Raw genomic sequence first — 16,235 nt, forward strand, 5'->3', positions numbered from 1 at the left:
GAGTCGTCCCCTGGGGCGGCGCCGGGCGGCGTCATCCCGAGTCCTGTGGACAGGGGAGGCCCCAAGCCGGGGCGAGGAGGGCGGGCCATGGTGCAGAAGGCCAAGATCCTCCTGGTCGATGACCGGCCGGAGAATCTGCTGGCGCTGGAGGCCATCCTCTCTGCGCTCGATCAGACGCTGGTCAGGGCATCGTCCGGGGAGGAAGCGCTCAAGGCGCTGCTGACGGACGACTTCGCGGTGATTCTGCTGGACGTCCAGATGCCGGGCATGGACGGTTTCGAGACCGCCGCGCACATCAAGCGGCGCGAGCGCACCCGGGACATCCCGATCATCTTCCTGACCGCCATCAACCACGGCCCGCACCACACCTTCCGGGGGTACGCGGCGGGCGCGGTGGACTACATCTCCAAGCCGTTCGACCCGTGGGTGCTGCGGGCGAAGGTCTCCGTTTTCGTCGAGCTGTACATGAAGAACTGCCAACTGCGGGAGCAGGCGGCCCTGCTGCGGCTCCAGCTGGAGGGCGGCAAGTCCGGGGGCGGCGACAGCAAGGAGCCGGCGGGCATCCTCGCCGAGCTCTCGGCGCGGCTCGCGGCGGTGGAGGAGCAGGCGGAAGCGCTGTCCAAGCAGTTGGACGACGAGTCAGCGGACGCGGCCGCGGTGGCGACGGCGGCCCACCTCGAGCGCAAACTCACCGGCCTGCGCCGGGCGCTGGACGCGTTGGAGCCGGGGACCGGCAGCGGGGCGCCGTCGGTGCCTTCGCAGAACTGACGCTGGGCGGGGGACCGGGGCGGCGCCGTGAAAGCCCGGGTGAGGCGACGTCAACTTCACGCATCTCCTGAGGCGACACGAACGGGTGAAGCCGCAGGGGCGTGTGTTCCCTGCCCTTTCCACCGGTAATCTCACATCCATGGCCCCACGTCCCGCAGCCAAGAAGTCGCCCGCGAAGAAGGCGGCCGCTCCCAGGAAGGCTCCGGCGAAGAAGGCCCCCGCCAAGAAAGCCGCCGCCAAGAAGGCGCCCGCCAAGAAGGCAGCGGCGAAGAAGCCCGCCCCCGCACCGGCGCCCAACCCCACCGCGGGCGTGTACAGACTCGTACGCGCCCTGTGGCTCGGCGCCGCGCACGCCGTCGGAGCCCTGTTCCGCGGCCTGGGGCGGGGTGCGAAGGGGCTCGACCCGGCGCACCGCAAGGACGGTCTCGCGCTCCTGCTGCTCGCGCTGTCGCTGATCGTCGCCGCCGGCACCTGGGCCAATCTCCGCGGTCCCGTGGGCGACCTCGTCGAGATGCTGGTGACCGGCGCCTTCGGCCGCCTCGACCTGCTGGTGCCACTCCTGCTCGGCGTGATCGCCGTGCGCCTGATCCTCCACCCGGAGCGCCCGGAGGCCAACGGCCGCATCGTCATCGGCCTGTCCGCGCTCGTCCTCGGCGTGCTCGGCCAGGTGCACATCGCCTGCGGCGCCCCCGCGCGCAGCGACGGCATGCAGGCCATAAGGGACGCCGGCGGGCTCATCGGGTGGGCCGCGGCCACCCCGCTGACGTACACCATGGGCGACGCCCTCGCCGTGGCGTTGCTCGTCCTGCTCACGTTCTTCGGCGTCCTCGTCGTCACCGCCACCCCCGTCACCGCCATCCCGCGGCGGCTGCGCCACCTCGGCCTCAAGCTCGGGCTCCTGCACGACCCGGAGGACGAGTTCCTGACCGAGGACGACGAACGCTACGACGAGCAGTGGCGCGAGGCGCTGCCCCGCACCCGGCGGCGCGGCCCCGCCCCCGACGTGTACGACCCGGACGGAGCCGAGCAGGAGGCGCTCTCCCGACGCCGCGGCCGTCCCCGGCGCCCCGCCGTGCAGCAGCCCGCCATGGGCAGGGAGATGGACGCCGTGGACGTCGCGGCGGCCGCCGCCGCGGCCCTGGACGGTGCCGTCCTGCACGGCATGCCGCCGTCCCCGGTCGTCGCCGACCTCACCCAGGGCGTGAGCGTCACCGACCGGGAGCCGACCACGCCGACGCCCGTGCCGACCGCGCGCCCCGAGCCGGAGGAGCCCGCGTCCCAGGCCGCGGTGCCCGACCTGACGAAGAAGGCCCCGGACGAGCCCCGCGAGCTGCCGCCGCGCGCCGAGCAGCTGCAGTTGTCCGGCGACATCACCTACGCCCTGCCCTCCTTGGACCTGCTCCACCGGGGCGGTCCCGGCAAGGCGCGCAGCGCCGCCAACGACGCCGTCGTCGACGCACTCACCAACGTCTTCACCGAGTTCAAGGTCGACGCCCGCGTCACCGGCTTCACCCGCGGCCCGACGGTCACCCGGTACGAGGTCGAGCTCGGCCCCGCCGTCAAGGTGGAGCGGATCACCGCGCTCACCAAGAACATCGCGTACGCCGTCGCCAGCCCCGACGTGCGGATCATCAGCCCGATCCCCGGCAAGTCCGCGGTCGGCATCGAGATCCCGAACACCGACCGTGAGATGGTCAACCTCGGTGACGTGCTGCGCCTCGCCGAGTCCGCCGAGGACGACGACCCGATGCTGGTCGCCTTCGGCAAGGACGTCGAGGGCGGCTACGTCATGCACAGCCTGGCCAAGATGCCGCACCTGCTGGTCGCCGGCGCCACCGGCTCCGGCAAGTCGTCGTGCATCAACTGCCTGATCACCTCGGTGATGATGCGCGCGACGCCGGAGGACGTGCGCATGGTCCTCGTCGACCCCAAGCGGGTGGAGCTGACCGCGTACGAGGGCATCCCGCACCTGATCACGCCGATCATCACCAACCCCAAGCGGGCCGCCGAGGCGCTCCAGTGGGTCGTACGCGAGATGGACCTGCGCTACGACGACCTGGCGGCGTACGGCTTCCGGCACATCGACGACTTCAACGAGGCCGTCCGGCACGGCAAGGTGAAGCCGCAGGAGGGCAGCGAGCGTGACCTGCAGCCCTACCCGTACCTGCTGGTGATCGTCGACGAGCTGGCCGACCTGATGATGGTCGCGCCCCGGGACGTCGAGGACGCGATCGTGCGCATCACGCAGCTCGCGCGCGCCGCCGGCATCCACCTGGTGCTCGCCACACAGCGGCCGTCCGTGGACGTCGTCACCGGCCTGATCAAGGCGAACGTGCCCTCCCGGCTCGCCTTCGCCACCTCCTCCCTGGCCGACTCCCGCGTCATCCTCGACCAGCCCGGCGCCGAGAAGCTGATCGGCAAGGGCGACGGGCTGTTCCTGCCGATGGGCGCGAGCAAACCGGTGCGCATGCAGGGCGCGTTCGTGACCGAGGAGGAGGTCGCGGCAGTCGTCCGGCACTGCAAGGACCAGATGACGCCCGTCTTCCGGGACGACGTCGTGGTCGGCAGCAAGCAGAAGAAGGAGATCGACGAGGACATCGGCGACGACCTGGACCTGCTGTGCCAGGCCGCCGAGCTGGTCGTCTCCACCCAGTTCGGATCCACCTCGATGCTCCAGCGGAAGCTGCGCGTCGGCTTCGCCAAGGCCGGGCGGCTGATGGACCTCATGGAGTCGCGGAACATCGTCGGCCCCAGCGAGGGGTCCAAGGCACGTGACGTTCTCGTGAAACCCGACGAGTTGGACGGCGTGCTCGCCGTCATCCGTGGGGAGTCTCAACCATAGGGATCCGGACGGTCCCGGGCCGCCCCGCGGGAGGGTCGGCCGAGCGGGTCCGGGTGCGCCGGGCGGCGCGCTCGGACGCTCGGTCGTGACCCACTCGTAAGTGTTCCGTGAGCAACCGTTTCCCGCCATCGGACGTCAAGTTGAGAGAGAACAGACCTGTCTCCCGGCATCAGGATGACCGGCCATTCTGATGGCGTACAAAGTCCTACCGCCCGGTTGCCCCACCCTTTCGCACCCCTCCTAGACTGAACTTCCAGCACAGGTGGCTACACGCTCGAAAGGCGCCCCCGTGTCCATCGGCAACTCCCCTGACGGCAACTCCCCTGAGGACGCTCGTCCGTTCGAAGACGGCCGTGACGACGCCTCCGCGTCGGATCGCCCCTCGATCGGCCGGGCCCTGCGACAGGCGCGGATCGCGGCCGGGCTGACCCTCGACGACGTCAGCAACGCCACCCGGGTCCGTGTCGCCATCGTGCACGCGATCGAAGAGGACAACTTCGCCCCCTGCGGCGGCGACGTCTACGCCCGCGGTCACATCCGCACGCTCGCGCGCGCGGTGCACCTCGACCCGGCCCCGCTGCTGGATCAGTACGCCGCCGAGCACGGCGCACGGCCCGCCCCGACCCCGGCGGCCCCGCTCTTCGAGGCGGAGCGCATCCGGCCCGACCGGCGGGCGCCCAACTGGACCGCGGCCATGGTCGCCGCCATAGTCGTGGTGATCGGCTTCGTCGGGTTCACCCTGATCAAGGGGACCGGCGGTTCGGACACCGTCGACACGCCGGTCGCCAAGGGCCCCGCGGCGACCACCAAGAAGCCCGCCTCGCCCACGCCCAAGAGCAGCAAGCCCACCGCACAGAAGCCCGAGCCGTCCGAGAGCGCCATCGCGGCCGCGCCCCGGGACAAGGTGACGGTCCAGGTGAGCGCCACCGACGGCCGCAGCTGGATCTCCGCCAAGGACCACAACGGCCGCACCCTCTTCGACGGGCTGCTCGAGAAGGGCGACTCGCAGACCTTCCAGGACAAGGAGAAGATCGACCTCGTCCTCGGCGACGCGGGTGCCATCCAGCTCTACGTCAACGGCAAGAAGATCCAGGACGACTTCCGTCCCGGCCAGGTCGAGCGCCTGACCTACACCAAGGGCGACCCCGTCACCGGCTGACCGGGCGGCACCCAGCGGGACTCAAGGGGCACGGACACACGGGGTTGGCCAAGATCGGCCAACCCCGTCGACGTGGGCTGTCAGTGGGACGAAGTAGTCTTGAGCCCATGCCTGAACGCCGTACCGTCGCACTCGTCACCCTTGGCTGCGCCCGTAACGAGGTGGACTCGGAGGAGCTCGCAGGCCGTTTGGAGGCGGACGGCTGGCAGCTCGTGGAGGACGCCGAGGACGCGGACGTCGCAGTGGTGAACACATGCGGCTTCGTCGAGGCCGCCAAGAAGGACTCCGTGGACGCCCTCCTGGAGGCGAACGACCTCAAGGGGCACGGCAGAACCCGGGCCGTGGTGGCGGTCGGCTGCATGGCCGAGCGGTACGGCAAGGAGCTGGCCGAGGCCCTCCCGGAGGCCGACGGCGTGCTCGGCTTCGACGACTACGCGGACATCTCCGACCGGCTCCAGACCATCCTGTCCGGCGGCATCCACGCCTCCCACACCCCGCGCGACCGCCGCAAGCTCCTGCCGATCAGCCCCGCGGAGCGGCAGTCGGCGGCCGACGTGGCCCTGCCCGGGCACGGTGCCCCGACGGACCTCCCGGAGGGCGTCGCCCCGGCCTCGGGCCCCCGGGCGCCGCTGCGCCGCCGGCTCGACGGCTCGCCCGTCGCCTCGGTCAAGCTCGCCTCCGGTTGTGACCGGCGCTGCTCCTTCTGCGCCATCCCCTCCTTCCGGGGCTCCTTCATCTCCCGCCGCCCGAGCGACGTGCTGAACGAGACCCGCTGGCTGGCCGAACAGGGCGTGAAGGAGATCATGCTGGTCTCCGAGAACAACACCTCCTACGGCAAGGACCTGGGCGACATCCGCCTCCTGGAGTCCCTGCTGCCGGAGCTGGCCGAGGTGGACGGCATCGAGCGGGTCCGCGTCAGCTACCTCCAGCCCGCCGAGATGCGCCCGGGCCTCATCGACGTGCTCACCTCGACCCCGAAGGTCGCGCCCTACTTCGACCTGTCCTTCCAGCACTCCGCGCCCGGCGTGCTGCGCGCCATGCGGCGCTTCGGTGACACCGACCGCTTCCTGGACCTGCTCGACACGATCCGCGGCAAGGCACCCGAGGCGGGCGTGCGCTCCAACTTCATCGTCGGCTTCCCCGGCGAGACCGAGGCCGACCTGGCCGAACTGGAGCGCTTCCTGAACGGCGCCCGGCTGGACGCGATCGGTGTCTTCGGCTACTCCGACGAGGAGGGCACGGAGGCCGCCACGTACGACAACAAGCTCGACGAGGACGTCGTCGCCGAGCGGCTGGCCCACATCTCCCGGCTCGCCGAGGAACTGGTGTCCCAGCGCGCCGAGGAGCGCGTCGGCGAGACCGTCCACGTGCTGGTGGAGTCGGTGGGCGAGGACGACGAGGTCGCCGCGTACGGCCGAGCCGCCCACCAGGCGCCCGAGACGGACGGCCAGGTGCTGTTCACGAGGGGCGAGGGCCTGAGCGTCGGTCGTATGGTCGAGGCGAAGGTGGTCGGTACGGAAGGTGTCGATCTGGTGGCCGAGCCCCTCGCGGGGGCGCTCGGGTGTCCTGAGGAGGCGGGCAGATGACCGGAATCCCAGCCTCCGCGGCGGGTGGCTCCTCCGCTGCGCGCGGAGCGGCGTCCACGCCGGGCGCCTCGGGCGCTACCGGCAGGCCCGGGGCCAAGCCGGCCAAAGGGCAGGCCGGTGCCTCGGTCGCCAAGTCGGTCAGCCGCCCGGACGGCCCGGACGCACTCGGTGGTTCCGGCCCTGCCGACGGGCAGGAGGGCGCACGGCCGGCGCGGGGCGGCAAGCTGACGGCCGCCGCGGTCAACCAGGCCAGTGTCTGGAACGTCGCCAATCTCCTGACGATGCTCCGCCTGTTCCTCGTCCCGGGCTTCGTCGCCCTCATGCTGGCCGACGGCGGGTATGACCCGGCGTGGCGCTCGCTCGCCTGGGCGGCCTTCGCCATCGCCATGATCACCGATTTGTTCGACGGCCACCTGGCCCGCACCTACAACCTGGTCACCGACTTCGGGAAGATCGCCGACCCCATCGCCGACAAGGCGATCATGGGTGCGGCGCTGATCTGTCTGTCCTGGCTCGGCGATCTGCCGTGGTGGGTGACGGCCGTCATACTCGGTCGTGAGCTCGGTATCACCCTTCTGCGCTTCCTCGTCATCCGCTACGGGGTGATCCCCGCGAGCCGGGGCGGCAAGCTGAAGACGCTGACGCAGGGTGTGGCGGTCGGCATGTACGTGCTGGCGCTCACGGGGTGGCTGGCGACCCTGAGGTTCTGGGTGATGGCCGTGGCCATCGTGCTGACCGTGGTCACCGGGCTCGACTATGTGAGACAGGCCATTGTGCTCCGCAGGCGCGGTATCGCCGAGCGCCGGGTCGCTGCCGAGGAGGCGGAACGGTGAATTCCGTGGCCGCCGAGCTGCTGCGACTACTCACGGTGAGAGGCGAGACCCTCGCCGTCGCCGAGTCGCTGACCGGTGGCCTGGTGGCTGCGGAGCTGACGGCGGTGCCCGGGGCCTCCGTGGTCTTCCGCGGCTCCGTGACCGCCTACGCCACCGATCTCAAGCGGGACCTGCTCGGTGTGGACGGTACCCTGTTGGATACCCGCGGTGCGGTGGACCCGCAGGTCGCGGAACAGATGGCGGCCGGCGTGCGCAAGGCGCTCGGCGCCGACTGGGGACTCGCCACGACCGGAGTGGCCGGCCCCGACCCACAGGACGGACAGCCCGTCGGCACGGTGTTCGTGGCCGTCGCCGGGCCCTTCGAAGAGGTTTCCGACGAACTTGGTGGCGAGAAAGTGGCCTCCCTGCGGTTGAACGGCGACCGGGCGGAAATCCGTATGGAGAGTGTACGGAGCGTGCTCGCACTGCTCCTGGAGCAGCTTGCGGGCGAACAGACCGGGAATGAGCGGGCACAGGATACGGAACAGAACGGGGGGACTTGATGTTTGCAGCTTTCAGTGAACACAACAGCGCTCCCCGCACGGCCGCGGCGCAAGGCGGTACGGTGGGGCGAGAAGGATGCGGCTACGCGGTCCGAGGAGGGAGCCACCGATGATTCTGCTCCGTCGCCTGCTGGGTGACGTGCTGCGTCGGCAGCGCCAGCGCCAGGGCCGTACTCTGCGCGAAGTCTCCTCGACCGCCCGAGTCTCGCTCGGCTATCTCTCCGAGGTGGAGCGGGGGCAGAAGGAGGCGTCCTCCGAGCTGCTCTCCGCGATCTGCGACGCGCTGGACGTACGGATGTCCGAGCTCATGCGGGAAGTGAGCGACGAGCTCGCGCTCGCCGAGCTGGCACAGTCGGCGGCGGCCACCGAGCCGGTGCCCGCACCGGTGCGTCGCCCGATGCTCAACTCCGTGTCCGTGACCGGTGTCCCACCGGAACGGGTCACGATCAAGGCCCCCGCCGAGGCAGTGGACGTGGTGGCCGCCTGATCCTCACGCGCGGGAGCGGGTGAGGCGGCAAGCTGTACGAGAGCCCCGGCCGGGGCTTCTCCGGGGAGACCTGGAGGGGCACGGCCGGGGCTCTCGCGTGCTCCGGGCGCCGGCGTGACTCCCGTTTGCCGGGTTCGGGCGGGGCCGTCATGGTGGAGGGGCGGGGGCTCGGGGTCGTACGAACGCTCGAGAGGATGCCGATGTACGTCGTGAAGAGCCCGCTGCCCGACACGGATCTGAAGACCGTCTCCGGGGCGCTGCAGGGTGCGCTGGTCGACCTGCTGGACCTCTCCCTCGTGGCGAAGCAGATCCACTGGAACATCATCGGGCCGCGCTTCCGTTCCATCCACCTCCAGCTCGACGAGGTCGTCGACACCGCACGGCGGCACTCCGACACGGTGGCCGAACGGGCCTCCGCGCTCGGCGTCCCGCCGGACGGGCGCGCCGCGACGGTCGCTGAGAGCAGCGGCATCGGCTCCGTGCCCCGGGGCTGGGTCAAGGACACGGACGCGGTGGGGACCCTCGTGTCCGCCCTCGGCGCGGTCATCACGCGGATGCGGGAACGGGTGCAGACGACCGCCGACGCCGACCCGGTGAGCCAGGACATCTTCATCACCGTCACCGCGGAGCTGGAGAAACACCACTGGATGTTCCAGGCGGAGAACGCGTGAGCGCACAGCGGCCCGGGGCGGCCCGGTCGGGGTGTGCGCGGGGTGCGCCGCGTGCGCCAGATGCCGGGGGCATGCGCTGGGTCCGGTGCGCCTGTGTGCCGCTGGTGCGCCCTCCCTGGCGGTGATGGCCCGGTCTAGGGTCTGGTTCCTCGGGTTGGAGGTGACGGCCATGGCGGGGCGCACGGCGCGCTGGGGGGTTGCGCTGGCGCTGGGTGCGCTGTGGTGGTGGGGGGTGCTCCGACTCGTGCTGGCACCCGACGCAGGGGTGCTGGAAGGTGCGGTCGCCATCGGGGGATGGGGACTGAGTCTGCTGCCGGTGCACTGTGTGCCGAAGGCTCGGGCCGTGGGGGCGGCCGGGTCGGATCAGTGGGCTCGGGCCTGGCGGCGGTGGCAGGCCGTGAGGGGGCGCGGGAGGGGCGCGCAACCAGGGTGAGGGGGCGGGACGCAGGGGGAGCGTGCGGGGCCGGTACGACGGCGTCCGGGGTGTTCAGGGGACCCCTGGAGGACGTGCCGTGACCGGCCCGGCCGCGCCCGCCCCCGGGCCCTGTCGGTGTGGCCGCCACCTGTCGCTGCGGCTGGTGCCGTAGCTGTCACCAGGGCATGGCCACGCCGCCGTTCGGGCGGAGGATCTGCCCTGTGACGAAGGACGAGGCGTCGCAGGCCAGGTACAGCACAGCGTGCGCGACGTCCTGCGGTTCGCCGGTCCGGCCGAGCGGTGACATTCGCGCCATGAACGCCTCCGTGCGCTCCTGCTCCTCCCCGTGCCGGTCGGTCATCGGCGTACGGGTCCAGCCCGGCGCCACGGCGTTGACCCGTATGCCGTACGGCCCGACCTCGGTCGCCAGGGTCTTCGTCAGCTGCACCACGGCCGCCTTCGCCGCGCCGTAGCAGAGCAGCCCCGGACCGCCGGTGTCGACGGCGCTCGACGCCATCGTGACGATGCTGCCGCGGGTCCCGTCCTCGATCATCCGGAGCGTCGCCTCCTGGCAGGCGTACAGGACCCCCTTGAAGTTGACGGCCAGTACCCGGTCCAGGTCCTCGTCCCGTGTCTGGAGGACGGGGCTGCTGTGCATGATCCCGGCGACGGCCGCCATCGCGTCGAGGCGCTCGCAGGACGCGACGGCCTGCTCGAGCCGGGCCCGGTCGGTCACGTCGAGGTGGTGGGTGTGTGCCGTGCCGCCCCGGTCTGCGATCAGGGCCGCCGTCTCGTGCAGCCCAGGCGCATCGCGGTCGGCGCAGTGCACGGTCGCGCCTGCCTCGGCGAGCAGCACGGCCGAGGCCCGGCCGATGCCGCTCGCGGCGCCGGTGACGAAGACGGTGCGGTCGCTGAGGTCGTACGCCGTCACGGGCATGACAGCGACGCTACGAGCGTACCTGACGGCCCGTCAATTGGCCCGCGCCCATTGGTCGGTTCGTCAATTGGCTGAGGGCGGGCGGCTGTGGCGGTGGTCCGCCACGCCCGGGGCGGGAGCCGGTCCCCACTGGCAGGCCGGGCACCAGTAGGTGGGCCGCTCCCGTGAGCCGTCGCCCTGCTCCGCCACCTGGACCGGGGTGCCGCAGCGCAGGCAGGGGCGGGGCGCGCGACCGTAGACGAAGAGGTTCTGTTCGCGCCGCCCGGTGGTGTTGCGGGCGGGGCGGTCGCGGTTCGCCTCCAGCAGCTTCTTGGCGAGGGTGGGCAGCTGGGCGGCGTGCTCGGCCGGGAGCTCGCCGACGGGAAGCCACGGAGTCACCCGGAGCAGGAAGCACAGCTCGCTCTTGTAGACATTGCCGATGCCGGCCAGGTTGCGCTGGTCGAGCAGGGCCTCGCCGAGGGGGCGGGCGGGGTCGCGCAACAGGTTCTCCAGGGCCGTACCGGGGTCCCAGTCGGGGCCGAGGAGGTCCGGGCCGAGGTGCCCCACGGCGCGGTGCTCGTCGGCGGTGCGCAGCAGTTCCAGGACGGGCAGGCGGTAGCCGACCGCCGTGCGGTCGACGGTGCCGAGGATCGCCCGGATCTGGTGGGCGGGACCGCCGCTCCAGCGCTGCCCCGCCGCGAACACCTTCCACGCCCCGTCCATCATCAGATGCGAGTGCAGCGTGAGCCCGCCCTCGATACGGGTCAGCAGGTGCTTGCCGCGCGGGGTGACGTCCAGGACGGTACGGCCGGTGAGATCGGCCGTCGCGTACCTGGGCACCCGGAGGTCGGAACGCGTCAGCACCTTCCCCGCGAGCGCGCCGTGCAGACGCTTCGCGGCCTGGTGGACGGTGTCACCTTCGGGCATGGGTCAAGGGTGGCACGTCGGGGCTCATGCACGGATCCGCAGTCCCCGCGGGGTCGCTATGAAGCCCGCTCCTTCCAGGAGGACGCCGAAGGGGGACGACAGGGCCGAGGCTCCGTTGATCCGTTCCACCGTCACGGTGCCGAGGGAACCCGCCCTGGCGGCCGCCCCCAGGGCTTCGGCGGCCATGCGCAGACGCTCGTCCTCGGTCGGCCCGGCCTCCGGCGCGGAGGGCCAGGCCAGCACGGTCTTGCCACCCCGCTCCACGTAGAGCGCCAGCTCGCCGTCGACCAGGACCACCAGCGAACCCGCCTTCCGCCCCGGCTTGTGCCCCGCACCCGTCGGCGGCTCGGCCCAGGGGAGCGCCGCGCCGTACGCGTTCGCGGGGTCGGCGGCGGCCAGGACCACGGCCCGGGCCGACCCGGACGTGCGCGTGCGGTTCGGCGGGAGGCCCCCTCGTCCGTTCTGCCCGTAGTGGGACCGGGAGGCGGAAGCCCCGGAGGAGAAGCCGGGCCCCGAGCGGGGGCCTCCGAAACCCGGGGCGGACAGCGGGTCCTGGACGGCCGGACCCGTGTCGAAGGCGTCGGCGAAGTCGATGTCGAACGGGTCCTCGGGGCCGTCGCCGCTCGGGCCGCCCGGGCCGCCCGGGCCCGCGTCGGAGGCGAACGGATCTGTGGGAGCTCCGGCGAACCCGTTCCCCGCGCCGGGTCCCGCTCCGGCGCCCGGCAGCGGTTCGCCCCGCTCGCGGCGTTCGCCACCGCGCGCAGCCGGTCCACCGCGCCGTCCATCGCGAACTGTGCCGCGCCCAGCCCCTCGACGACATAACCGCGCCGCGCCTGACCACTCTCCTCGAAGGCGGACAGGACCCGGTACACGGCCGAGAAGCCGCCCTCCACCCCCTCCGCGGCCACCGCCCCCCGGGTCACCACGCCGTGCCGGTCGAGCAGCGTCCGGGCCAGGGCGTGGGCGCGGACGGTGGGGTCGGCCTCGTGCGCGGGCAGCAGGGACCAACGGCCCGCGACGGTCGGCGGACCCGTACGGGACTGGGGCCGGGCGGCGGCCGACAGTGAGCCGTAGCGCCCACGCGGGACGGCACGCTTGGCGCGGTGGGCCGTGGCCCCCGCGGTACGGCCCGAGCCGAGCAGGGACCGCATCGGCGCCAGCGTGTCGTTCGTGAGCCGCCCGGACCACGCCAGGTCCCAGATCGCGTCGGCGAGTTGGGGCTCGGTGACGTCCGGGTGGGTGGTGGCGCGGACCTGGTCGGCGATCTGCCGGAAGAACAGTCCGTAGCCGCCCGAGAGGGCCTCCAGGATCGACTGGTGCAGGGCGGTCAGCTCCAGGGGGTGCGGAGCGGGCAGCAGCAGGGGGGCGGCGTCCGCAAGGTAGAGGGAGATCCAGCCGTCCTTTCCGGGCAGCGCGCCCGCGCCCGCCCACACCACCTCACCGGCGGCCGTGAGTTCGTCCAGCATCGCGGGTGTGTAGTTCGCGACGCGGGACGGCAGGACGAGCTTCTCGAGGGCGGACGCGGGCACGGAGGCGCCCTGCAACTGCTCGATGGCGCGCACCAGTCCGTCCACGCCCCGCAGCCCGTGCCCGCTGCCGACGTGCTGCCACTGCGGCAGGAACTGCGCCAGGGCCGGTGCCGGAACCGGCTCGAGCTCGTGCCGCAGCGCCGCCAGCGAACGGCGCCGCAACCGGCGCAGTACCGCCGCGTCGCACCACTCCTGGCCGATGCCCGCCGGATGGAACTCGCCCTGGACGATCCGTCCGGACGCCGCCAGCCGTTGCAGCGCGCCCTCGGTGACCGCGACCCCGAGTCCGAACCGCGTGGCCGCCGTCGCCGATGTGAAGGGGCCGTGGGTGCGCGCGTACCGGGCGAGGAGATCGCCGAGCGGGTCCTTGACCGGCTCGGTGAACGCCTCCGGGACGCCGACGGGCAGCGCCGTGCCGAGCGCGTCGCGGAGCCGCCCGCGTCCTCGACCGCCGCCCAGTGGTCGGCGCCCGCGATCCGGACCTTGATCGCGCGGCGGGCCGCCGCCAGCTCACGGGCCCACTGCGGGTCGGCTCCCCGTGCCACCAGGTCGGCGTCGGTGAGCGGCCCCAGCACCCGCAGCACGTCCGCGACCCCCTCGACGTCCTTGACGCGCCGGTCCTCGGTGAGCCACTGCAGCTCCCGCTCCAGCTCGGTCAGGACCTCCGCGTCGAGCAGCTCCCGCAGCTCCGCCTGGCCCAGCAGCTCCGCCAGCAGCCGGGAGTCCAGCGACAGCGCCGCGGCGCGCCGCTCGGCGAGCGGAGAGTCCCCCTCGTAGAGGAACTGGGCGACGTACCCGAACAGCAGCGAGCGGGCGAACGGCGACGGCTCGGGGGTGGTCACCTCGACGAGCCGCACCTTGCGGGACTCGAGGTCGCCCATCAGCTCGATCAGGCCCGGGACGTCGAAGACGTCCTGCAGGCATTCGCGCACCGCCTCCAGGACGATCGGGAACGAGCCGAACTCGCTCGCCACCTGCAACAGTTGGGCCGCGCGCTGGCGCTGCTGCCACAGGGGGGTGCGCCGGCCCGGGTTACGGCGCGGCAGCAGCAGCGCGCGGGCCGCGCACTCGCGGAACCGGGACGCGAACAGCGCCGAGCCGCCGACCTGGTCGGTGACGAGCTGGTCGACCTCGCCCTTGTCGAAGGCGACGTCGGCCGCGCCGACGGGTGCCTGCTCGGTGTCGGCCACCGTGTTGAAGGGAGTGCCGGCCTTCATCGGTTCCTGGTCCAGCAGGTCCAGGCCCATCAGGTCGGCGTCCGGAAGGCGCAGCACGATGCCGTCGTCGGCGTGCATGACCTGGGCGTCCATGCCGTAGCGCTCGGACAGGCGGGCGCCCAGGGCGAGCGCCCACGGGGCATGCACCTGGGCGCCGAAGGGGGAGTGCACCACGACCCGCCAGTCGCCCAGTTCGTCACGGAACCGCTCGACGACGATCGTGCGGTCGTCGGGGACGTGGCCGCAGGCCTCGCGCTGTTCGTCCAGGTACGACAGCACGTTGTCCGCGGCCCAGGCGTCCAGGCCCGCCGCCAGCAGCCTCAGGCGCGCGTCGTCCTTGGGCATCGAGCCCACCTCGCGCAGGAACGCGCCCACCGCGCGACCCAGTTCCAGCGGGCGGCCCAGCTGGTCGCCCTTCCAGAACGGCAGCCTGCCGGGGACGCCGGGCGCGGGGGAGACCAGGACGCGGTCGCGGGTGATGTCCTCGATGCGCCAGGAGCTGGTACCGAGGGTGAACACGTCCCCGATCCGGGACTCGTAGACCATCTCCTCGTCCAGCTCGCCGACCCGGCCGCCGCCCTTCTTGGGATCGGCACCGGCGAGGAACACCCCGAACAGCCCGCGGTCCGGGATGGTGCCCCCGGAGGTGACGGCGAGCCGCTGGGCGCCGGGGCGGCCGGTGATGGTGCCCGCGACCCGGTCCCACACCACGCGCGGCCGCAGCTCCGCGAAGGCGTCGGAGGGGTAGCGGCCCGCGAGCATGTCCAGCACCGCCGTGAACGCCGATTCCGGCAGCGAGGCGAACGGCGCAGCCCGGCGCACCAGCGCGAGGAGGTCGTCGAACTGCCAGGTGTCGAGCGACGTCATCGCGACGAGCTGCTGCGCGAGCACGTCCAGCGGGTTCGCCGGAACCTTCAGAGACTCGATCGCGCCCGTGCGCATCCGTTCGGTGACCACGGCCGCCTGTACGAGGTCGCCGCGGTACTTGGGGAAGACCACGCCGGTGGAGACCGCGCCGACCTGGTGTCCCGCCCGGCCCACCCGCTGCAGCCCGGACGCCACGGACGGCGGCGACTCGACCTGGACGACGAGGTCCACCGCACCCATGTCGATGCCCAGCTCGAGGCTGGAGGTGGCGACCACCGCCGGGAGCCGGCCCGCCTTCAGGTCCTCCTCGACGAGAGCGCGCTGCTCCTTGGAGACCGACCCGTGGTGGGCGCGCGCGAGAACCGGGGGCGCCCCTTGTGCCGCGCCGGAGCCCCCCATCAGCTGAGCGGGCGCGTGGTGCTCCTCCAGCGTCTCGCCCGTGGCCCTCTCATAGGCGATCTCGTTCAGCCGGTTGCACAGTCGCTCCGCGAGGCGGCGGGAGTTGGCGAACACGATCGTGGAGCGGTGCGCCTGGACCAGGTCGGCGATGCGCTCCTCGACGTGCGGCCAGATGGACGGGCGCTCCGCGCCCTCCGTGCCGTCGGAGACCGGGGAGCCGCCCAGCTCGCCGAGGTCCTCGACGGGCACGACGACCGAGAGGTCGAACTCCTTGCCCGACTCCGGTTGGACGATCTCCACCTTGCGGCGCGGGGAGAGGAAGCGGGCCACCTCGTCCACCGGGCGCACGGTGGCGGACAGGCCGATGCGGCGCGCGGGCTTCGGCAGCAGCTCGTCGAGCCGCTCCAGTGACAGTGCCAGATGCGCGCCCCGCTTGGTGCCCGCGACCGCGTGCACCTCGTCCAGGATGACCGTCTCCACGCCTGTCAGCGCGTCGCGCGTGGACGACGTCAGCATCAGGAACAGCGACTCAGGAGTGGTGATCAGGATGTCCGGCGGCCGCGTGGCCAGGGCGCGGCGCTCGGCTGCCGGGGTGTCGCCGGAGCGGATGCCCACCTTCACTTCCGGCTCGGGCAGGCCGAGCCGGACCGACTCCTGGCGGATGCCGGTGAGCGGACTGCGCAGATTCCGCTCCACGTCGACCGCGAGAGCCTTCAGCGGGGACACGTACAGCACCCGGCAGCGCTTCCTGGAATCGGCCGGCGGCGGAGTGGACGCCAGCCGGTCCAGCGCGGCGAGGAAGGCGGCCAGCGTCTTGCCGGAGCCGGTCGGCGCCACCACGAGCACGTCCGAGCCCGCGGCGATGGCACGCCACGCCCCGGCCTGGGCCGCGGTGGGCGCGGAGAACGCCCCCGTGAACCAGGCGCGGGTCGCGGGTGAGAAGCCGTCGAGGGCCGGGTGTGCGGAGCTGACCATGGATCCATCCTGCACCCGCCCACTGACAATGCCCGTGACCGGCGGTGACGTACGGCAATGCGACCCGCCCGGGGCAGGGGGGGACATCGTGGGCAGGGGCGG

General features: G+C 72.5%; 10 protein-coding genes and 1 pseudogene. 8 read left to right on the forward strand and 3 right to left on the reverse strand.

Going from position 1 to position 16,235, the window contains the following annotated elements; all coding sequences use genetic code 11:
* Window positions 1–87: 87 nt before the first annotated feature.
* The 8 genes from N8I84_RS29195 (at window position 88) to N8I84_RS29230 (ending at window position 8,888) form a co-directional block, all read left to right on the forward strand.
* On the forward strand, window positions 88–768 hold the full coding sequence (locus N8I84_RS29195) for a response regulator (protein WP_263232409.1): 681 nt from the start codon (window positions 88–90) through the stop codon (window positions 766–768).
* 139 nt (window positions 769–907) lie between these two features.
* On the forward strand, window positions 908–3,610 hold the full coding sequence (locus N8I84_RS29200) for a DNA translocase FtsK (protein WP_263232410.1): 2,703 nt from the start codon (window positions 908–910) through the stop codon (window positions 3,608–3,610).
* Window positions 3,611–3,899: 289 nt separating this feature from the next.
* Window positions 3,900–4,769 carry a helix-turn-helix domain-containing protein gene (locus tag N8I84_RS29205; RefSeq protein WP_263232411.1) on the forward strand — a complete coding sequence of 290 codons (870 nt, stop codon included), beginning with the start codon at window positions 3,900–3,902 and terminating at the stop codon, window positions 4,767–4,769.
* A gap of 107 nt (window positions 4,770–4,876) precedes the next feature.
* Window positions 4,877–6,355 (forward strand): 30S ribosomal protein S12 methylthiotransferase RimO, encoded by a 1,479-nt coding sequence (gene rimO / locus N8I84_RS29210; RefSeq protein WP_263232412.1) that lies wholly within the window; start codon window positions 4,877–4,879, stop codon window positions 6,353–6,355.
* Entirely contained in the window at window positions 6,352–7,188 is an 837-nt protein-coding gene (gene pgsA, locus N8I84_RS29215; RefSeq protein ID WP_263232413.1) for a CDP-diacylglycerol--glycerol-3-phosphate 3-phosphatidyltransferase, read from the forward strand. Before rimO ends, pgsA begins: the two co-directional genes overlap by 4 nt.
* Window positions 7,185–7,730 (forward strand): CinA family protein, encoded by a 546-nt coding sequence (locus N8I84_RS29220; RefSeq protein ID WP_263232414.1) that lies wholly within the window; start codon window positions 7,185–7,187, stop codon window positions 7,728–7,730. Before pgsA ends, N8I84_RS29220 begins: the two co-directional genes overlap by 4 nt.
* Before the next feature lie 109 nt (window positions 7,731–7,839).
* Window positions 7,840–8,217, forward strand: a complete 378-nt coding sequence (locus N8I84_RS29225; protein ID WP_103845022.1) for a helix-turn-helix domain-containing protein — start codon at window positions 7,840–7,842, stop codon at window positions 8,215–8,217.
* A 200-nt stretch (window positions 8,218–8,417) separates the two neighbouring features.
* Window positions 8,418–8,888 (forward strand): Dps family protein, encoded by a 471-nt coding sequence (locus N8I84_RS29230; RefSeq protein ID WP_263234924.1) that lies wholly within the window; start codon window positions 8,418–8,420, stop codon window positions 8,886–8,888.
* Window positions 8,889–9,478: 590 nt separating this feature from the next.
* Here N8I84_RS29230 and N8I84_RS29240 read toward each other — a convergent pair.
* The 3 genes and pseudogenes from N8I84_RS29240 to N8I84_RS29250 form a co-directional block, all read right to left on the reverse strand.
* Window positions 9,479–10,240 (reverse strand): SDR family NAD(P)-dependent oxidoreductase, encoded by a 762-nt coding sequence (locus N8I84_RS29240; protein ID WP_263232416.1) that lies wholly within the window; start codon window positions 10,238–10,240, stop codon window positions 9,479–9,481.
* Window positions 10,241–10,303: 63 nt separating this feature from the next.
* Complete coding sequence (locus N8I84_RS29245) at window positions 10,304–11,146, reverse strand: Fpg/Nei family DNA glycosylase (RefSeq protein ID WP_263232417.1); 843 nt, start codon at window positions 11,144–11,146, stop codon at window positions 10,304–10,306.
* A gap of 24 nt (window positions 11,147–11,170) precedes the next feature.
* Window positions 11,171–16,133, reverse strand: a pseudogene (locus N8I84_RS29250) (Lhr family ATP-dependent helicase).
* Window positions 16,134–16,235 lie beyond the last annotated feature (102 nt).

It is taken from the genome of Streptomyces cynarae, assembly GCF_025642135.1.
Lineage (GTDB): Bacteria > Actinomycetota > Actinomycetes > Streptomycetales > Streptomycetaceae > Streptomyces > Streptomyces cynarae.